Source organism: Neobacillus paridis, from assembly GCF_016765675.1.
Classification (GTDB): domain Bacteria; phylum Bacillota; class Bacilli; order Bacillales; family Cytobacillaceae; genus Neobacillus; species Neobacillus paridis.
In genome coordinates this window covers 143,975-163,907 of the sequence record NZ_JAESWB010000278.1, presented here as the reverse complement: position 1 = coordinate 163,907, position 19,933 = coordinate 143,975, and the positions used below count along the sequence as shown (strand labels likewise).

18 protein-coding genes, 1 other RNA gene and 2 pseudogenes are annotated in these 19,933 nt (G+C 40.1%); 8 read left to right on the top strand and 13 right to left on the bottom strand.

The genetic code is table 11. The features are described 5' to 3' along the window. Window positions 1-269: 269 nt before the first annotated feature. Both JK635_RS18620 and JK635_RS25895 read left to right on the top strand, forming a co-directional pair. A pseudogene (locus JK635_RS18620) lies at window positions 270-660 on the top strand (recombinase family protein); the annotation flags it as partial. After that, window positions 660-2,917: pseudogene (locus JK635_RS25895) on the top strand (Tn3 family transposase); the annotation flags it as partial. The pseudogenes JK635_RS18620 and JK635_RS25895, both read left to right, overlap by 1 nt. A gap of 219 nt (window positions 2,918-3,136) precedes the next feature. Here JK635_RS25895 and JK635_RS18600 read toward each other — a convergent pair. The 7 genes from JK635_RS18600 to JK635_RS18570 all read right to left on the bottom strand — a co-directional run bounded on the left by JK635_RS18600 (window position 3,137) and on the right by JK635_RS18570 (window position 10,320). After that, window positions 3,137-4,282 (bottom strand): THUMP domain-containing class I SAM-dependent RNA methyltransferase, encoded by a 1,146-nt coding sequence (locus tag JK635_RS18600; RefSeq protein WP_202655452.1) that lies wholly within the window; start codon window positions 4,280-4,282, stop codon window positions 3,137-3,139. A 137-nt stretch (window positions 4,283-4,419) separates the two neighbouring features. Beyond that, window positions 4,420-4,800: RNase P RNA component class B (rnpB, locus tag JK635_RS18595), an RNA gene on the bottom strand. An 80-nt stretch (window positions 4,801-4,880) separates the two neighbouring features. Continuing rightward, the gene (gene gpsB, locus JK635_RS18590; protein WP_202655432.1) at window positions 4,881-5,183 is read right to left on the bottom strand and encodes a cell division regulator GpsB; all 303 of its coding nucleotides are present in this window, start codon (window positions 5,181-5,183) and stop codon (window positions 4,881-4,883) included. 134 nt (window positions 5,184-5,317) lie between these two features. After that, on the bottom strand, window positions 5,318-5,875 hold the full coding sequence (locus tag JK635_RS18585) for an SLOG family protein (RefSeq protein WP_202655451.1): 558 nt from the start codon (window positions 5,873-5,875) through the stop codon (window positions 5,318-5,320). A 138-nt stretch (window positions 5,876-6,013) separates the two neighbouring features. Next, entirely contained in the window at window positions 6,014-6,328 is a 315-nt protein-coding gene (locus JK635_RS18580; RefSeq protein ID WP_202655431.1) for a CotD family spore coat protein, read from the bottom strand. Between the two features lie 435 nt (window positions 6,329-6,763). After that, on the bottom strand, window positions 6,764-8,026 hold the full coding sequence (locus JK635_RS18575; protein ID WP_202655430.1) for a ribonuclease H-like domain-containing protein: 1,263 nt from the start codon (window positions 8,024-8,026) through the stop codon (window positions 6,764-6,766). Continuing rightward, complete coding sequence (locus JK635_RS18570; RefSeq protein WP_202655429.1) at window positions 8,017-10,320, bottom strand: DEAD/DEAH box helicase; 2,304 nt, start codon at window positions 10,318-10,320, stop codon at window positions 8,017-8,019. Before JK635_RS18570 ends, JK635_RS18575 begins: the two co-directional genes overlap by 10 nt. A 160-nt stretch (window positions 10,321-10,480) precedes the next feature. On the opposite strand from JK635_RS18570, the gene JK635_RS18565 reads away from it, so the two are divergent. Together JK635_RS18565 and JK635_RS18560 are read left to right on the top strand one after the other, a co-directional pair. Then, on the top strand, window positions 10,481-11,179 hold the full coding sequence (locus JK635_RS18565; RefSeq protein ID WP_202655428.1) for a Crp/Fnr family transcriptional regulator: 699 nt from the start codon (window positions 10,481-10,483) through the stop codon (window positions 11,177-11,179). A 160-nt stretch (window positions 11,180-11,339) separates the two neighbouring features. Next, window positions 11,340-11,816, top strand: a complete 477-nt coding sequence (locus JK635_RS18560) for an Hsp20/alpha crystallin family protein (RefSeq protein ID WP_235888204.1) — start codon at window positions 11,340-11,342, stop codon at window positions 11,814-11,816. A 44-nt stretch (window positions 11,817-11,860) separates the two neighbouring features. Here the strand turns inward: JK635_RS18560 and JK635_RS24395 are convergent, their stop codons facing one another. Next, on the bottom strand, window positions 11,861-12,172 hold the full coding sequence (locus tag JK635_RS24395; RefSeq protein WP_235888203.1) for a YppG family protein: 312 nt from the start codon (window positions 12,170-12,172) through the stop codon (window positions 11,861-11,863). Here JK635_RS24395 and JK635_RS24390 point away from each other — a divergent pair. Both JK635_RS24390 and yppF read left to right on the top strand, forming a co-directional pair. After that, a complete protein-coding gene (locus JK635_RS24390) occupies window positions 12,166-12,402 on the top strand; it encodes a hypothetical protein (RefSeq protein ID WP_235888202.1) in 237 nt (78 codons plus the stop codon). The genes JK635_RS24395 and JK635_RS24390 overlap by 7 nt on opposite strands. Before the next feature lie 310 nt (window positions 12,403-12,712). Next, window positions 12,713-12,925 carry a YppF family protein gene (yppF, locus tag JK635_RS18550; RefSeq protein ID WP_202655427.1) on the top strand — a complete coding sequence of 71 codons (213 nt, stop codon included), beginning with the start codon at window positions 12,713-12,715 and terminating at the stop codon, window positions 12,923-12,925. A gap of 94 nt (window positions 12,926-13,019) precedes the next feature. Here the strand turns inward: yppF and JK635_RS18545 are convergent, their stop codons facing one another. Together JK635_RS18545 and JK635_RS18540 are read right to left on the bottom strand one after the other, a co-directional pair. Beyond that, window positions 13,020-13,292, bottom strand: a complete 273-nt coding sequence (locus JK635_RS18545; RefSeq protein ID WP_202655426.1) for a hypothetical protein — start codon at window positions 13,290-13,292, stop codon at window positions 13,020-13,022. 393 nt (window positions 13,293-13,685) lie between these two features. Then, entirely contained in the window at window positions 13,686-14,663 is a 978-nt protein-coding gene (locus JK635_RS18540; protein ID WP_202655425.1) for a DUF2515 domain-containing protein, read from the bottom strand. Between the two features lie 245 nt (window positions 14,664-14,908). Here JK635_RS18540 and recU point away from each other — a divergent pair, with 245 nt between their 5' ends. Together recU and JK635_RS18530 are read left to right on the top strand one after the other, a co-directional pair. Beyond that, complete coding sequence (gene recU, locus JK635_RS18535) at window positions 14,909-15,520, top strand: Holliday junction resolvase RecU (protein ID WP_202655424.1); 612 nt, start codon at window positions 14,909-14,911, stop codon at window positions 15,518-15,520. A 38-nt stretch (window positions 15,521-15,558) separates the two neighbouring features. Continuing rightward, complete coding sequence (locus tag JK635_RS18530) at window positions 15,559-18,171, top strand: transglycosylase domain-containing protein (RefSeq protein ID WP_202655423.1); 2,613 nt, start codon at window positions 15,559-15,561, stop codon at window positions 18,169-18,171. A gap of 23 nt (window positions 18,172-18,194) precedes the next feature. On the opposite strand, the gene JK635_RS18525 is transcribed toward JK635_RS18530, so the two are convergent. Genes JK635_RS18525 through JK635_RS18515 form a run of 3 tightly spaced genes read right to left on the bottom strand, consistent with a single transcriptional unit; the run spans window position 18,195 to window position 19,922 of the window. Beyond that, window positions 18,195-18,551 carry a YpoC family protein gene (locus tag JK635_RS18525; RefSeq protein ID WP_202655422.1) on the bottom strand — a complete coding sequence of 119 codons (357 nt, stop codon included), beginning with the start codon at window positions 18,549-18,551 and terminating at the stop codon, window positions 18,195-18,197. Further along, entirely contained in the window at window positions 18,535-19,206 is a 672-nt protein-coding gene (nth, locus tag JK635_RS18520; RefSeq protein ID WP_202655421.1) for an endonuclease III, read from the bottom strand. The genes JK635_RS18525 and nth overlap by 17 nt, the downstream gene beginning before the upstream one ends. Before the next feature lie 14 nt (window positions 19,207-19,220). After that, window positions 19,221-19,922 carry a DnaD domain-containing protein gene (locus JK635_RS18515; protein ID WP_202655420.1) on the bottom strand — a complete coding sequence of 234 codons (702 nt, stop codon included), beginning with the start codon at window positions 19,920-19,922 and terminating at the stop codon, window positions 19,221-19,223. Window positions 19,923-19,933: the final 11 nt, after the last annotated feature.

Below are 19,933 nucleotides of genomic sequence, written 5' to 3'. Positions count from 1 at the left end.
TTGGATTTGGACGGATTACCACCTGACCTATCCATTATAAAGGACTTTTTCTTTGCAGAGAATAATAAAATTGAACATTTCGAGTATTCCTAATAGTTAAATTAAATTAATGCAACACTAGTGATTTTATATACGTTTATTAAACTCATCATACCTTTGGAAACGAAATATAGTAGAATGATAGAAGAAAATAAATCTTCTGGAGGAAGTTCGTTGTAAAGATCGGTTATGTTCGCGTTTCATCCACAGATCAAAATGAAGAACGTCAAATGAAAAAAATGTTAGATTTAGGCATCGAAGAGCGAATGATCTTTGTTGATAAACAAAGTGGAAAAGACTTTAATCGCCCCAGCTACCAGACGATGAAGCGTAACCTGCGAAAAGGGGATCTCCTTTATCTGGATGCCCTAGATCGATTGGGGAGGGATTACGAAGGGATTATCCACGAATGGAAATACATCACAAGGAACATTCAAGCAAATATTGTCGTGTTGGAAAACGAAACGTTGTTTGATAGTCGTAAATATAAGAGAGATGGGAGATATCGGAAAGTTAATGGAAGATCAGTTTCTAAGCCCTCTCTCTTATGTGGCCGAACAAGAACGAAAGAAAATCAAACAGCGCCAAGCCGAAGGTATAGCGCTCGCCAAATCTCAAGGTTACCAAAATTAAGTATTTCCAACGAAAGCATCAAGTACTATGCTTCATTAGTAAGTTACTACTCTGTCTACAATCTCAAACGGCTGAATGTATGGATTGTTTATGTCTATTTGTTATGTTTTGTATCCCATCGCTATCAACGAATGCATGACAACCTGATCAACACCCTCATATATAGCGTAAGGGGTTATTCAGATGAAGCTAAATTAGCAGCAAAAGAACGAGTTTACGAAGTGCTATACAGAGAGTAATCAAGACATGAAAAAAGCAGGGGAACTGTTTAAAATATTCACTGATGATCATATTCCTGCCAATACTCCCTTTAAGGATATTCAAGACCGTGCATTTACTATTCTGGAACGTCAGAAACTGGAATCCGTAGCGAAACAGATTACTATAAATATAAAATATGATGAAACTGCCTTCCAATGGGAACATATTGATCAGCAGGCACGACGATTTAAACGTTATTTAAGACCTATATTTTTGCAGGTTGATTTCGTAGCTCCTTCTCCAAATGATCTATTAATTAAAGCAGTGAATTTTATGAAAACTGCTTTTAATAATAATAAAGCGTTAGGACAATATCACTCAGATCATTTGCCAAATGGTTTCATATCCGATGGTGTGAAGCGTTATATCTATGAACAAAAAACAATTTTAGCAGATCGCTATGAATTTTTAGTCTATCGCCTCCTACGCAACCGTTTGGAAGCAGGAGATATTTTTTGTCGTGATAGTATCCGATTTCGCAGTTTTGAGGATGACCTGATCAATGATCGTCAATGGGAACAGAAAGAAATGTTGATCGCTGATACTGGTCTGACGATTTTTAACCAACTCATTCATAGTCATTTAGTGGAGCTTGAGAAGCGATTAGAAGATCGAATTACTAAAGTTAACCAGAGTATTTCATCTGGGGAAAATAAGCATCTTCAAATCAAAAAACGGGGTTCACATACCCGATGGACATTACCTTATACTCGGGACACAGAATCTATTAATCATTATTCTATGATACATTAAAGCAAATAGACATTAGGAGTGTCTTGCATTTTGTTCAGCAGCACTGTCAATTCCTTGACTCATTTGAGCACATCTTGGGTCGTTATGCCAAACAGAATAAAGACAATCGAATTCTTGTCGCATGTCTGATTGCTTGGGGAACCAACATGGGGTTAGGGAGAATGGGGGAAATTTCTGATAGCTATCCGTTACTGGCTGCCACATCTGATAACTTTATCCGTCTGGAGACTTTAAAAGAAGCTAATGATTGTATCAGTAATGCAATAGCCAAACTCCCAATCTTTAAACATTATGACATTGGGGAGACGATTCATTCTAGTAGTGATGGACAGAAAGCTGAGACTCGAATCAATACCATTAATTCCCGTCATTCACCTAAATACTTTGGTCTTGGTAAAAGGATTGCTTCCTACACAATGGTAGCCAACCATATCCCTGTTAACGCCCGAATCATTGGGGCCAACGAGCATGAAAGTCATTATGTATTTGACATTTTATTTAATAACACAACTGATATTCAGCCTGATGTGCATTCCACGGATACACATGGAACCAACGAAGTGAATTTTGCTATTCTTCACTTTTTTGGCTATCAGTTTGCGCCACGCTACAAGGATATTCACGATAAGGTCAACAAATCTCTTTACAGATTCAAACATCCAAGCTAGTTCGAAAGATAAATACGAATCTTATTATAGAAGAATGGGAAAATATTTAACGAATTATGCTATCCCTTGCAGTTAATACAACCACACAAAGCATTATTATTGGTAAATTAAGTGCTTATGCACGGAAGAACAAAACCAAACGTGCTTTATGGGAGTACGATAACATCATAAGAAGTCTATATTTTTTGGATTATATTGATTCTCCACCCTTAAGACGGAATGTGCAAAAGGCATTAAATCGGGGGGAAAGTTATCATAAATTACGCAAAGCAGTATCCTTTGCTAATTTTGGAAAATTACGTTTCAAAAATGACCAACATATCTGGGGCGAATGCAGTCGCTTACTCTCCAATTGCATTATTTATTACAATGCTAGTATTTTATCTAATATGTTGGCTTACAGAGAAACAAAGGGACTGGATTCGGATGTTATGAAACAAATATCCCCAGTTGCATGGCAACATATTAACTTCTATGGAAGATACGAGTTTAATATACAACAAGAGTCTGTTGACATGGAGGCAATCATTCAGGAATTAGCGCAATTAAACGTAATAACATAAACTGAGTAAGAGATTTTTAAGGAGTACCTCCCAGTAAAGTACTCCTTATTCCACCTTTTCGGGAGGATAGGCAAAAACACCCTAAAAAGAATAGCGGAAGCGCCTTGGTCAGCCCCGACAAGCAAATGTTCTTTGACCTCGAGGGGTTAGGCGCTGCAGCTGGACAAAGAAAAGCGGAAGCTCCACCAAAGGCGCTTTCGCTTTTCTTATTGAATCGTGTCAAACTTCATGATTTCGCGGCGGTTTCCTGCCCCAATATTGGTATAAATCGGTACGAATCGAACCGTTATAAAGCTTACGTTTCTTTGTTGCCGGCTTTCCATATAATTGCTCGAATTGTTCATTCGAGGTCAATATGTAAATGGACCAGGTATCAAAACGGCTAAAGACTTGCCCCATATCACGATACATTGCTTCAACAGCCGTTTTCTCGCCAATCCTTTCACCATAGGGAGGGTTCCCGACAATCACACCGTATTCTTTTGTTGCTGTAAAATCCTTCACTTGCATTTGCTTAAAATGGACCAGATCGCCAAAACCGGCCTCAAAGGCATTTTCCTGTGCGATTTTTACCATGCGATGATCGATGTCAGAGCCAGTTATATCAAGCGGTTGATCATATTTTGCCAAATCCTCCGCCTCGATTCTAGCCTCTTCCCAGACCCGGGAAGAAAGCCACTTCCACTCCTCAGAAACGAAATCACGGTTAAAACCCGGAGCGATATTTTGGCCAATTAAAGCCGCTTCAATTGGAATCGTGCCGGAGCCGCAGAAAGGGTCGTAGAATGGCCGATCAGGATGCCAATTAGTCAACATGATAAGGGCTGCAGCCAATGTTTCTTTTAGCGGTGCTTCCCCTTGGGCAGTCCGATAGCCCCGTTTATGCAGACCCTGTCCGCTGGCATCGATTGTAATGGTGGCTAGATCCTTTAATAAGGCCACTTCAATCCGGTATAAAGGGCCATTTTCCGCAAACCAACTATTTTGTTTATAATGCTGTTTCATTCGTTCGACAATCGCTTTTTTGACAATCGCCTGACAATCGGAAACACTGAACAGCTTCGATTTTACTGATTTCCCAATCACAGGGAACTCAGCGTCCTCCGGCAGGAATTCTTCCCAAGGAAGGGCTTTTGTCCGTTCGAATAATTCATCAAAGGTAAAAGCCTTGAATTCACCGACCTTTAGCTTGATCCTGTCAGCCGTTCGAAGCCACAGATTACTTCTGGCAATGGCGCTTTCATCTCCCGTATATGTGACTTTACCATTTTCAACTTGGCATTCATATCCAAGTGCCCGTACCTCTTTGGCAACCAACGCTTCCAGCCCCATCGCAGCGGTCGCAATAATCTGATATGTACCCATATTTTCACCCTTATCGTTGCTATGTGCTGTTTTCTTAGCCATTATTATGGTCCAATAACAAAATAGTCCTATATACGAATAAAAGGCCCTCCCAATTTAGGAGGGCGATTATTGGCAAAAATTATTCATTAAAAACGTTCTGTAAGCCATGTTCTGTTCCTCTGTACTACAAACGACATAGATCTCGTACAAAGGCGGTAATCATCTATCTACAGATTTTTACATCTGTCCTTCCCTTTGTTCAATTCCTCCGGGAAGATGCCCCTACCATAATTTGGGTTTCTCGCTCGTGGGGTTTACCCGTTCCACCCTTTCCATTTCTGAAAAGGCTACGTCACTGTGGCACTTTTATAGGTATTCATACCATATCCCAACGGACTTAGGTATTTTCCCGGCCGTCAACCGGCTTCGCCGGCTGCCCTAGCTTATGAATTCGCTAGGCACGAACACTACGAGCATCTCAGCATCGTGCGAGCATGGACTTTCCTCAGCAAATATTGCCGCGATTACCCGAACGTTAGTAATGATTACTATCTTATTATATGTATCTCATGCTGTTAATTCAATGGTAATTATTTGGAAATCGTGGTATCCCCTGTTAATCATCAAGTTTATTGCCGAATACATGCTTTTCGAGATTGGATAATCGCTTTAAAATATCAAAATTAGTTGTCCCGGCAGGTTGTGCCACAGGCTGTCTTTTCGAGACCTCTTCAAGCTGTTTTCGCAGTCTTAGATTTTCCTGCTGAAGATCTTCAATTTCCTGATGCATTGTACCATAATCTTTGATGATTAGGTCTAAAAACTTATCTACTTCTTCTTGTTTATAACCGCGTACGGCAGTTTTAAATTCTTTCTCTAAAATATCTTTGGCGGTTAATTTTATTTTATCTGACAGCATTTAAATCACCTCAAGTTTTGCCCATCATTACCTATTATTTTTTCAAAAATCTGTGGTTTTGTCAATTTTCTTAAGCTAAGATGTAAGATCATAATTGATTATATTCAACAATCAATTACTATTCCTTTAAATAGCTAATATTCCCAATGTTTCCATTGTTCTTCTTCGATGATCATTTGTAAATCAGAGAAGGTAATAAGTTCAATCGGATAATCATGATTCTTCTGATACTGCATGGCCAATTCAAATAAGTATTTTGGACTGCCTTCTTTCTCATGATCATACAGCAATAAAAGGCCATCACTTTTATCGAGAAAAAACTGATTTTTCAAGCGAAATTGCCACGGCTTTTCATAGCCTTTTTTGGTCACGGAATCTACAAAGTCGGCTTGCATCAGAACCGATTCATACCATTTTTGATTCTGCTCATTCCACATCGTTTCTTGATCGAGAAATGGAGTAATCACCGCAAGCTTTAAATCAGGGAAGTCAATTTGCAAATCGAAAACAACTTCCGCTGCCCACAGCTCCACACCCAATTGTCCGCTGATTAGAACCCACTCCAGTCCCTCCTCCAGTTTAGGTATTAAAGCCTTTTTAATCGCCGCTTTGATAAAGGAAACAGATGGGTGGTCGTTTTTAAATATCCCTAACTCAAATGGCTTATAACCGGAAATCGCTAATACTTTAATCAAGAATGCTCTCCTTCAGCAAAAATTTTTTAAAATAGGACAAACATTTTTTTTAAAATCAGCATACCATATCAATAAGAAAAAGAAATAAAAAACAAGGGCTAAAAGCCCCTGAAATATATTTTACTCCTTTAAGCTCTAAGGTCTGGGTCCCATAAACGGTCCTGGACCGAATCCTGCAGCACCCATACCCATTCCAAATCCCGGCATCGCATTAGCAGCTGGCATTCCGCCTGGTGCACATGGATTACAGCAGTTCACATGCTGATTACATACATCTTCGCAACAAGAAGAGGTGTGTGGACAGTAATGCTTATGCTGGAACATATGATGGTTTACCGTTGTGGTATGGACCGGATGAATATGCGGCACCACCGTAGTAGAAAAAGTATGATTCACAAAATTGGTGGTCGGATGAATAACCGGTGGTGTAACATTAGCTCCAAGAAACATAGTTTTTATCTCCCTTCCATTCATATAGTGTTTACATTAACAGCCTATGAAGAAAGGAGTACTCTTGTACTAATGAAAATACCTATTTTTCGCGGTTAATTCCAATTGTGTTTATAACCATCTTCAAGTGCTCAAAGACCAAGCCCAGCGATGGTTAAAAAAATGAATAAAAGCTATCTTTCAGACTGGTAAAAACGACAGCAGTTAAACAGACGACCACAAAAAATAAGAATAAAATCGCTTTGTACATAATACCAGCTCCATAAGTTTCTAGAGTTGTTTTTCTCAACAATTGTAAATTGTACCTTGTTAACTGAAGATTAACAATATGGAATTACTGGTTTTTTCGGTTGCAAATGTGAACATTTTGTTACTTCTAATAAAATTGCCCAACCATCAGTTTTTTTGTATCATGTTTGCTAAAACTGGCTAATATCAGGAAAGTTTAGCCAATTTTTTCGTTAAGCGATCATGTCTTTTTTTCAGACGTTCCCCTGAGGTTTCACCTGATAATTTAGCCTTGCCCCTAACCTGTAAGGACAGACGAAGCGCCTTGTCACAAAAAAAGACCGCCTGTTGTAAATCTATTAATCTATGTTCATATATTTTCGCAAGTTCAACACAAGCCTCCAGACTTAACAATTCTTCCTCTGAATCGGCAACATCTAGAAATAATTGTTTCGCCTTTTCCCAATCGCGGTCTTTCTTTGCCTGTAAGGCTAATGCCTGTTTGGCGTGAAAAGAGGTTAAATCCTGGCTATCAGTCAGTTTTGTGAATGTTTTCTCTGCTTCGGCTCTTTCGCCAATTGCCGCAAACCATTTCCCCACCTCATAGGTTTCCATCCTCGTTCGACCGGGGTCCACCCCGCATAATTGGAACGTGAGATGCGCATATAACGTCACAAGTGATAAAATATCGATTTCATTATGTTTCAAAATGCCAAGTATGCCCTCCGGCTTTTTGCTTTCAATGAAATCAAAATAAATCATCGGCGCCAAAAAGCCCGGGATGTCATCCACTCTTTCCACCCCCAAAACCTGTTTCTCGACCACCGCTAGTTTTATCCGATCCAATTTATGTTTCCATAACCTCCTTGCCGCATGAAATAAATCAAAGTGACCAAATGCCGGCAGTTTCGGAACATGCTCCCTTACTAGCGTATGTCTTGTTTTAACCTGCGGCCAATCGAACGATTTCCCATTGTAAGTAACGAGTGTTTTATAATTCACTTTTTCCAAAAAGCTTTGGTATAAAGGGACTTCTGCCCCCGGATGCGGAAGAATGTGCTGACGCACAATTAACTGATCGCCGGAAACACTGGCATAACCAAGTAAAAAAATTGTATTACCAACACCGCCTCCAAGTCCGGTGGTTTCCGTATCGAAAAAAAACAGGTCCTCCGGCTGGAATCCGCGGGCGGATAGCGGATGGTTTATAGCCGTATGATTCCAAATGTCCACCGCGGTAAGAAAATCTTCAAATCGATAATGTCCGTGTTTTTGCGCCAGGGGGTATTTCACTTCCCTGACTAAACAGTAGTTCTGATCGAAAAAATAAGGGAATATCCCTTCCTCTTCCCAGCGTTCTTGGAAAGGCACATCAATGGCGTTGCTGGGTGCCAAGGAACTGTTTTTTTCTGCCCGCTCTGCTCCCGATAAATATGGTTTTAAGCGGTTTAATTTATTTTTTAATGACATGATGGCACTTCCTTGTCAACATAAAAAGCTGGAAAGCAGGCTTCAATAATCTTTAACGCGTCCCTTTTGGCCGTTTGATTGATTGCCTCCGTACCGATACATGACGGACAGCCGGATTCACATTCACAGCCGATAATCATTTTCCTTGTTTCGGAAAAGACATGTTCCATACTACCATAAATTTTTTCACTTAAACCGATGCCGCCTGGATAACGATCATAAAAGAAGATCGTTGGCTTTTCATTATGGTCTGCCTTGACCTGCGGAATGACATGGATATCCTGTGGATCAGCCATGACAAACAACGGGGCAATATGATTTAAAGCATGCGCGACACCGATTAAACCTTGTTCAAGGCGATCCTGCCCCATTTCCGTCAATGATTGCTGTAATGAGATCCATGCGGCATTTGTATGAAGTTCTTCCTCGGGAAGATGAATCGGTCCCGAACCAATATTTTCATGCGTTTCAAACTTGATTTTTTTAAAAATCGTTGCCATCGCTCTGACACTGACATCACCGAAACCCATTTCCACGGCTTTGGATGTTTGCAGCTTATCGACCTCTAAAACTTTTAATTGGACGGCTAAATTGGCATCCGTAAAATAATCAACATCGACTTCACGAACAAACGCCTTCTTTTCCTCCCAATCAAGTTTTTCCACTTGAAATTGCCTTCCTTGATGCAAATAAATTGCTTCATCATGAAGCAGTGTCATCGCTGAAAACCGGTCCATCTCACCAATCACTTTTACACTTGCGACATCTGTTTGGTCAACAATCACCACATTTTCCTGGGAGGCCGAACGCAGGCTGATATTGTGGGCGGGAAAAGAGTCGTTCATCCAGTACCACTTATCTCCATTGCGGTAAAGAACCCGCTCCTCGGTTAAATACTCCAACAGTTCCTCAGTCCCGACAGCGCCGAACTCTTCGCCTGCTTTAAACGGCAGCTCATAGGCGGCACACTTCATATGATCAATTAAAATAATGAGATTATCAGGATTAATCCTTGCTGTTTCCGGGCTTTTTGAAAAAAAGTAGCCGGGATTCTGGATAATATATTGATCTAGCGGACTTGAGCTCGCCACCATAATAACCAAGGCCTCTCCATGTCTCCTCCCCGCTCTTCCGGCCTGCTGCCAGGCACTGGAGATCGTTCCAGGGTATCCGGTCATAATACAAACCTGCAGCTGGCCAATATCAACACCAAGTTCGAGTGCATTTGTGCTGACCACTCCATAAATTTCACCGGAGCGCAGGCCTTTCTCGATTTTCCGCCGTTCGGTCGGCAGGTAACCACCGCGGTAACCTACGATTGATTTAGGCCCTAATTGATGTTTAACTAACTCCTGTAGATAAGTTAAGATAATTTCGACCCTCACTCTGCTCCTGGCAAAAATAATTGTTTGGATTTTGTTTTTTAAAAGCTCCCCGGCAAGCTTCCGGACTTCGAGCGTAGCACTTTTTCTGATATTTAACGGCTTATTAACGATGGGCGGGTTATAGAAAACGAAATGCTTCCTCCCGCTCGGTGCCCCATTATTATCAATGAGTGTCATTTTTTCCTCGGTTAATGCTTCTGCCAGTTCCCGCGGATTGGCAATCGTAGCGGACGTACAAATAAAAACAGGCTGACTGCCATAATAACGGCAGATTCGTTTTAACCTTCTAATAACATTGGCTACATGACTGCCAAAGACGCCGCGGTACGTATGAAGCTCATCGATGATAACGAATTTTAGATTTTCGAATAATGAAACCCATTTCGTATGGTGCGGCAGAATCGCCGAGTGGAGCATATCCGGGTTGGTAATCACCACATGACCTGCTTTTCTGACCCGTCCACGGATATTTGCCGGTGTATCACCGTCATATGTATAACTATTTACCTCAACACCTGCCGCTTGAATCATTTCATTGATCTCACTCTTTTGGTCTTGAGCGAGTGCTTTGGTCGGAAACATATAGAGCGCCCGGACACTAGGATTCGTTAGAATCGTTTGCAAAACAGGCAGGTTGTAACATAATGTTTTCCCAGAAGCAGTTGGCGTTACTGCTACCATATTATTGCCCGCCATGATCTTCTCATATGCTGACTTCTGATGGGTATAAAGTTGTTCAATTCCTTTAGCATGAAGCGCCTTTATGAGTGCGGGATGTAAATCCTCCGGCAATGCCACAGTTTTTGCTTCCTTCTCGGGAATCGTACGCCATGTTACAATATTTTCTTTGAATTCATCATTTATTTTTAAGTCTTCAAGAATTTCCGGTAAACTTTTTTTCAAACTCATCCATATCACCCCATTATCTCTATTTTAGCGAATAAACGTTCGTTATTAAAGAAAAATAATCGTATTTTTAGAGGACCATGATTTTTCGGCAAAAAAAGTAATCATTCAGGCTTACTATTTGTTACAATAAAGTGAGTGAACATATTGTGAAGGTGATTGAATGAAGATTGACGAGATAAAAAAACTCCTTTCCGGCTTCTCCCTGTTTCGTGATTTAAATGATTTTGAGCTGACAAAAATCACGGATATTTCGATTGTGAGGGAATGGAAAAAACGCAGCCATGTTTTCCTTCAAGGGGACCCGCTCGAAAATGTCTATTTTATTTATAGAGGAAAAATTAAAATATATAAAAGTGATGTCAGCGGCAAGGAACAAATTGTTAACATTATGAAAAATGGCGATATGTTTCCGCATGTCGGCTTCTTCAGAAAAGGGGATTATCCTGCATATGCCGAAGTGCTAGAACCAGCGACACTGATCACCATTCCAATTGCCAAATTTGAAAACGTCCTGATTGAAAATCCTGAGCTTTGTATTAAGGTTTTTAGGGTGTTAGGCGAAAAAATTGTTGATTTACAAAACCGTTTAGAAGAGCAAATCCTAAATAATACCTATGAACAAATCGTCAAGCTGTTAATTCGTTTGTCCAAAAATCATGGGGAGAAACAAGACGATGGAACTATTTTGTTAAAATCGCATTTTACCAACAAAGATTTAGCCAATATGATTGGTACAACGAGAGAAACCATCAGCCGGACCCTGACAAAAATGAAAAAAGATGAATTAATTGAAGTCGATGATCAAGGAAATATGATTATGGATATTGAAATATTAATGGAGGAAATCCACCTTGTTTAACCACCGCAGCCGATCGTTGCTGCGGTTTTTTTCACATTTGCTTTGAAAAACCCCCCATAGGAATAATTAACCTCCATTTCGCTGGATAGAAAAGATGTCACAACCTCGGCTTTCAATGCATATGATATCGTGTGAAAATTGGGAAAGAGAGGGGTTTACCTTGTCATCTAATCTTCCAAGCGATAAGAATAACTCAAAAATGCCGCTGGATCCATTTGCCGACTTTCGAAAAGCAATGAACGAATTTTTTAATGAAAAGCCAATTAGAGGATTTTTGCAATCCATTGATGAGTTTTTCAAAACTCCTTTTCCTTTTGAGGGGGGCTTCCACGTAGATACTGTTGAAACCGAAGATGAATATATTGTTTCTGCTGAACTACCCGGTGTAAAAAAGGAACAAATTCACTTAAACATTACCGGTAATTACTTAACAATTTCCGTTGAAAATAAAGAACTGGAAACAGCCGAAGATAGCAGAAATCAAATTTATCAGCGTAAATTTGTCCGTCAGCAATCCTCAAGAACGATTTCACTTCCCCATACAATTAATGAAAAGATGATTAAAGCTTCATATCGTGACGGCCTATTACGGGTGCGCATTCCCCGAGAAAGAGGGAAAATGATTGAAATTGATTAATTTTAGTAGCAAAAATTGTAAAGACGGCTTAATTGGCCGTCTCTTTATGTTTTAAAAATCCCTCCCAATCCCTTTACAAGTGATGAAACCTGCGTAACGGCATTCACCATTTGTCCCGCCGTATTCATCATTTTATTAAAATCCACTGACCCGTCCTGCGATTTAAAGGAATTCATAATCGACTGTATTCCGTTCGGAGGTTTTGGAATGAAGCTTTGTTTTGGGTACGGGTTCATAATTGGGAAACCATTGATCGGCAAGTAAGGGTTTGTAATCATTTCTTCCTTCGGCTGTAACGGATTTTGAAATAAAAACTGCGAATCTTTTTGTAAAGCGTATTGATTCTGATATGACAACTGTTGAGGTCCCGGACCGGGATAAAAGCTTTGCGTATATGGTTGAAATCCTTGTGGATAAAAAGGACCAGGCCGCTGAATCAAACTCCATTCTTGCTTTTGAGGCCGGTGCTGAAAAGGAATGGGCTGAGCAGTATATGGCAGTTGGTTTTGTGGGTACCCCATGGGAACTTGGTTCATCATTTGCCCCTGGGATCCATTATAAAAGTGATTCGTTGCTCTCCTTTTAGCAAACATGGGCAAACATCTCCTCCGCATTTATCACTATTACACTTTATGAAGGACAAAAATGAAAGGTGAATAAAGCCAAGGAATAAAGATTTTGTCAAAATTAGTGGAAGTCTGTCTAAAGTTTAAATTTTTAAAAAACTAAGAAAGCCCTTTCATTCATGTTACGATATAAATGAAAACTTGCCGATTGGCGAGACCGTTAGGACGAAGACAGAGGCATAGTTGAATTTATGCGACATAGGAAAGTATAAAATTGGGTGGAAATTTTATACTTTCCTAATAGCTAAAAAATGATGAAGGAGGAGAAAAATGAATATTCGCGAATTAAAAGAGAAATTTATCAAAAGTCGAAATTACTTTACTGAAGATGTTAATGCGCTCATGGATTTTGCCAAAAAGACTTATATTTATAATGAAATTAGCATTAAAGAATATCGCACATTAGTTCGTGAGCTAGAAAGTCATGGAGCAACATTCCCTGAAATGGCTCTCGAAAACTCCCTCATCAGAAATAACAACTAAAAAAGATGCTTTGGCATCTTTTTTTGGTGGTTTTATCGGAAGTTATGGAGTGAATTCTCAATGCTTTGAATTCCGTTCATTTTAAACGATCGAATTACTTAAACGCCCATTTTAAGTTTTGCGTTTTAGCCGGAGCGGTGCAAATCCTATCTTCATTATGGGATATGTGATGAAAATGGCTATATTTGTTTTCCAAGCTGGAAAGCTGATTGGCTGTATTAACTAATTTGTTTTGCTCATCCCGTTTCATTCTATTTCGCTGCTCGGAGAAAGAAGCCTCCAGAACCGATTCTAATTCTTCTAATTGGTCTTGGATTTCCGCCAGCATGGATAGGAGTCTTTCCTTTTCGGTTTGTGAATCAGTCATTTTTATATCCCCCTCGTATTTTCTTAATCACTTTTATTCTCCATTATATTTCTTCTTCCTTCCTCCTTGACAAAACTAGAAGTGATTCGTCAAAGATAGTGTCATTGTGGCAAGTTCCCGCTATTACTTCGACAATTTCCACTTTCGCATGAAAAACCAAAAACAGCGCAAGCTATACTCGGAGGTGTTGATAGTGTCTAAAAAAGATAACAAGAATAAAAAGCAGCCGATGCAAGCTGACACAGAAAGACGAGCCGGTTATGGCGATAAAAAACTTGAAGGCCCCGACAGACCATCAACTTAATTTAAAACCTTTCACTAAAGCAAGGGCAACCTTGCTTTTTGTTATTGTCCAGTTCAGGCTCCTATCCCCTCGAGGGGCCTTCACTTTTCTTATTTTAAGCCTTTTAGCTGTAACGCTTTTTGCAGTGTTAGCAATAGTTCCAGCTGATAAGACTTAGCAAAATACCAATCCGTTAAATGAATCGGGTGTTTGTGCTTTGCCGGAACGTACAACCATGCCGGGGATATCACCCGTTGTTGACTCCAATCCTCAAATGTCTGCTGATGGTGTTCGATTATAGGAAAGCTTGTCCGCAGCATCGGCGTTTTTCGAACAGTCTTTTGCTTGAAAAATTGTTCATAATCATATCTGGAGCCGGTATGCGCAGTTTTTTCGGCAAACTCAAAAAAATGGGGAAACAGACGGGGATGAAAGAGAATACTGACAAGCCTTTTCCCCAAGCCGATCCGGTTTGATAATTTGCTGAACCCATTGACACTAGCTCCATATAGCTCACCGCCGCAAGTGGGAAAGAGGACACAGCTGAAGTGAAGCCAATCCTGAAAATGGAACAGCAAAGAGTGAAAAACTTTCTTCTGATAAACGGGATGTTCGATTACCGGTGTTTGAATTACGTTCTGCTCATTAATAATTAACGCGGTTGTTAGACGTTCCCTGTCCTTTTCCTCCCAATAACGCTTCCATTCCCTCTGAATAAATTTGGAAATATTGAAGTAAGGCAGTAAATGAAACAAAGGTCGGCTGAATTTCGTCGAATATTGATAAATAAGCAACTGTGGAAAGGCATCCTGGAATATAAGCCAATTGGCTCTTTCGTAAGTTAAAAAGAGTTGTTTTCTGGTTTGAGGGGCAATCAGTTGGGAAAAAATATTTCCTTTAAGGTCACACATATTCCAGCCGCCATTCCTTGATACCATGCTGGCTAGAAAAGCCCAAAGAATGTCGGGATTCTGTTTAAAGTAAGTAAAGTACGCATTTGTCCGCGAGATATTATCGACGTTTTTCTTTTTAGTTTCCCATCTAATTTGACGGATAATATGCTGTTCCTGTATTGTAAGATGATTCATATATACTCTGCTTTCCCTTTTTAATAGTTTATAAGTTATCTGAGCAGGGAATGGGTTGATAAATATATTTCCCAACCATATTATATTATCTGTGAAACGCGGTATCTGTTTTACTGATAAGATTCATGCTATTTCTTGACAATGAAGGTACAATTGTTAGTAGCATCTGTAGAACTGGACAATTTATTCATCCGATTTGTCCAAAGATTTGGTATGATAAAGTATGGCATAAAGGGGTGCATAACATGGAGATTCATTATCCAAATGGTAAAAAGTTTAACCAGAATGAGCTGCCAAAAAACCGGATCACTCATACCGGCAAAAATGAATCCTATGGAAATCGGGGAATGACACTTGAAGAAGATTTAAATGAGACCAATAAATATTACCGAGACAGAAAAATAGCTGTCGTTCACAAGAAGCCGACCCCGATTCAAATCGTCCAGGTCGATTACCCGAAACGAAGCGCTGCTGTGATCAAAGAAGCTTATTTTAAACTTGCCTCGACTACCGATTATAATGGAGTATATAAGGGCAAATATATTGATTTTGAAGCGAAGGAAACGAGAAATTTTACTTCTTTTCCGTTAAAAAATTTCCATCAGCATCAGATTTCACACATGCAAGCTGTAATTGAACAGGGAGGAATATGTTTTGTCATCCTAATGTTTACTAAATTGAAGGAAGTGTATTTCCTTGAGGCAAAGCATTTGTTAGGATTTTGGGATAGAATGAAAAATGGAGGTAGGAAATCGATCACAAAAGGTGAAATTGAGCAAAATGGTTATTTCATCCCCCTTGGTTTTCAACCTCGAATCGACTATATTAAAATATTAGATGCACTTAACCTTTGCTAATACTAATCCAAAGGTTAGAAAGGAAGGTTACTTCAAAAATGGCTGAACAATATCAATCAAGAGAGGAACGCCGAAAGAAGCTCCAGCAGCAAAAGGCTAAGCAAAAACCAAAGAAAAAATCTCGGGGTCTCTTGAAAAAGATTTTTCTGTCCCTGGTGGCATTTGGTATTATTTGTATTATCGCCGGAGTTGGCACTTTCGCTTATCTTGTCAAAGATGCTCCGCCACTTGATCCGAAATTATTAAAAGATCCGATCCCTTCGAAGGTTTTAGATAAAAATGGTGATTTAATAACGGAAGTTGGCGCCGTTAATCGGGAATACGTCAATTATAAAGACATCCCCCCAGTCGTTGAAAATGCCATTTTGGCGACCGAAGACTATCGCTTTTATAAGCATCATGGAATCGACCCAATCCGTTTTGCAGGGGCCGTTTTAGCTAATTTCCAGCGTGGCTTTGGGGCGGAAGGCGGCAGTACGATTACTCAACAGGTCGTGAAAAATGCCTTTTTAACAAATAAAAAGACACTTTCACGTAAAGTGCAGGAAGCATGGCTCGCTTTTCAACTGGAACAAAAATACACAAAACACCAGATTTTTGAAATGTATGTAAACAAAGTATTGGTTGGTGGTAACAATTATGGTATTGCCACCGCAGCTAAAGTATATTATGGGAAGGAATTAAATGAATTAAATTTGGCGGAAGCGGCCCAAATCGCCGGGATGCCGCAAAGCCCTAATAATTATAATCCGTTTACCCACCCGGATTTAGCTGAAAAAAGGCGGAATATTGTTCTAAGTCTCATGTATCAGCATGGGTACATTACCAAGAAGCAAATGGATGAGGCCAAAAAAGTCTCGGTGAAAGACACCGTCCTGAAGCCAAAGGACCGGAAGATAAACGATAAGCCGTTTGATTCGTTTGTCGATGCGGTTATTGATGAAGTAAAAGAAAATACTGATTTTGATATTATGACGGATGGCTTAACCATTCATACGACATTAGACAAAAATGCCCAAGAGCATGTGTACAATCTTCTTAATTCAAAGGATATTCCCTATCCTGACGATCAGTTTCAGGCTGGAATTGTCCTCCTTGATACAAAAACAGGAGAAATTCGGGCCATTGGTGGCGGCAGGAACCAAAAGGTGCAACGCGGCTTTAACTATGCCATTGATACAAGGCGGCAGCCTGGGTCGACGATTAAGCCTGTGCTTGATTATGCCCCAGCGATCGAATATTTAAATTGGGGAACCTATCAAATGATTGAGGATAAACCAATTACCTATTCAACAGGGAAGAAGTTTGGAAACTGGGACCAATCCTATAAGGGTGCGATGACGATTAGAACAGCACTGCAGCTTTCCCGTAACAGTCCCGCCGTCCAAACCTTACAGAAGGTTGGGCTGGTTAAAGCGAAAAACTTCGCAAAGGGTATCGGCATCCCCTTGAAAGAAATTTACGAATCCTATGCAATCGGCGGTTTTGGCGGAAAAACAGTCGGAGTTTCCCCGCTGGAAATGGCCGGTGCCTACAGTGCTTTTGGTAATAATGGGGTTTATACAAAACCGCATGCAGTTACAAAAATCGAGCTGCGTGATGGTACTGTTATCAGTTTGGCACCTGAGCCCAAAGTGGCAATGAAGGATTCCACTGCTTTCATGATTACTGACATGTTAAAAAGTGTCTTAGAATATCCAGGTACCGGCGTGAGAGCGAAAGTTCCCGGTCTGCCAATTGCCGGTAAGACAGGTACTACCAACTATACAGATGAGGAGATAAGCAAGTGGCATATTCCTAGCAGGAGTGCAGTACCTGACGCCTGGTTTACTGGATATACGACAAATTACACTGCCTCCATTTGGACCGGTTATAAAGATCGAAGTACTCCAATATTGGCAGTTGGTGATAACCAAAGAATTGCCCAGTTGATTTTTAAAGACTTAATGGCCTATGTATCCAAGGATATTGATACACCTGACTTTACAATGCCAAGTTCGGTGCAAAAGGTTAGAATTGAAAAGGGGTCAATGCCGCCGGTTCTTGCCAGTGAATATACACCAAGCAGCCAGGTTGATATCGAATATGCACTGAAGGGGCATGCGCCAAGAACAGTCTCGCAAAAATATTACAAATTAGATTCTCCTACTAATTTGGCAGCAAGTTATGATGAAACAACAAATAGCATTGCGGTAACCTGGTCCTATAAAAATACAAATGAATCCGTTACATTTGATGTCTCAGACGGTAAGAAACACTATACAGCTCAGGACAATAAGATAACTCTTCCCGCTGAGCCAGGAAAAATATACAAAATAACGGTTGTAGCCATCAGTGGAAGTAAAAAGAGTGATCCAGTAACGATTTCCATCACAGTCCCAAAAACGGCCAAAGATAATCAACCAGGGAATGAAAACAATAATGGCAATGGAAATGAAACTGGAAACAATAATGGAAATCAGAATGAGAATGGCAGCGGGAATGGAACGGGAAATGAGAATGGCAACGATAATGGAAACGGGACTGGTAACGGAAATGGGACTGGTAACGGAAACGGAAATGTGAACGAAAACAATAACGGGCATAACAATGGGAACAGTGACGGTCAAGATCCAACTGCACCCCCTGAAAATTCCGATTCTAATGGTTAGATTAGCCAAAAAAATCGTCTAGCTTATTTAGCTGGACGATTTTTTTGGAGTTGTTTTTTTACATACATTTTTTCCAGTTCCACCATTAGTTCAGCTAACTGGCGGTAAGCATGATGTAAATGAGGACGAGAACCAATAAATTCCAATCTTTCTTCAAGATTTACCGGTTTATAGGTTAATTGCTGGTAAGGTATCGTCTGTTCGATAGAAACAGGCAGGTCATTAGTTATAAATAAAAATTGTTTGAACAAAAAAATACCTTTTTCCATGAACTGCTTCGCACTTTTTTGATCACGTTTTCGAAATAGTTCCTCCAGTTTTGGCTTGGTTATCTTCCATTCTTCGAGGATCGCGGTAACAGTACTATTTAACTGATCCATTGATAACCGTCTTTCCTTTCATTCTCTTTTTCCCCTCGCGGCATAATTCTAATAATGGGCAGCTTTCACACTTCGGATTTTGTGCTTTACAATGATATCTGCCGAAAAAGATAAGGCGGTGATGGGAAACAGACCACTCCTCTTTAGGGATTTTTTTCATTAATGTCTTCTCTACTTCCAGAACCGAGTCCTTCCAGCGGCAAATTCCCAGCCGCTTGCTCACCCGTTCAACATGTGTATCGACGGCAATTGCCGGAATATTAAAGGCTACCGACACAACCACATTGGCTGTTTTCCGTCCAACCCCAGGAAGCTTGGTCAGCTCATCCCTGTCCATTGGAAGCTTGCCGCCATATTCATTCAGAAGCATCCGGCACAGACTCTGGATATTTTTCGCCTTATTGCGGTAAAGTCCAATCGAGCGGATATCGTTTTGTAATTCTTCTAAGGATACGTTTAAATAGTCTTCCGGGGTTTTATATTTTTTAAATAGCTCTTTTGTTACCTTGTTTACTAAAGCATCGGTACATTGTGCTGACAAGGAAACAGCGATAATCAATTCAAAAGGATTGGAATGATGTAATTCACAATGTGCATTAGGAAACATTTCGCCTATTTGGTCTAAACAAAATCGGATTTGGCTATTATTCAGCAACTTGTTCACCCCCGTTAATTCTCTAACCAATTATAAAATGGAACGGAAGGATTGTGGGCTTCTTCCTTGGGATTACTTTTTTGCAGCTGTTTTTGGCGAAATTTCCGCCCCTGATTTTTCGCTTGCTCTATCGTTTTAATCCCGTTTTTCTTCCATTCAAACAGGATTCTGTCAATATAGCGGAAATTAAGTTTTCCCGACATCACAGCCTCTCTCAATGCAGCTTTAATGATAATCGGGTCATGATGATCATCATCCATCCACATAGCTAGTGATTCACATTCAAATGGGGAAAGCGGCCGGCCAAATTCCTTCTCAAAACAAGTATATAGATCCATTTCTTCAGTTTTCCTGGTTGCTTCCTGCAGGCCACTCTGGTGGTTCACTAAAAACTGCTCGACAAGTCTTTCCCACAGAGGTTTAATCGAGTATTTTTCAAAGCGGATGCCCTCATTCGAGTATTGCTCAATAATTTCAAGGAATCCCCTTTGCATTAATCGTCTAAGCATTTCATGACAATCCGCAGTGGAAATGGTCATTCTTGCTGACAGCTCTTCCGGTGTCGGAAAATAATTTCCTCTTTCTAAAAAAGTTAAAATATTCAATAGGAGAACAAGTTCCGTTTCATTCAAATTAAGCTTTCGATATTCCGAAAATAATAGACTAGGGACGGTAATATTCCCCTCCTCCAGCCATGCTAGAATATTTGATTTCATGTTTGGACACC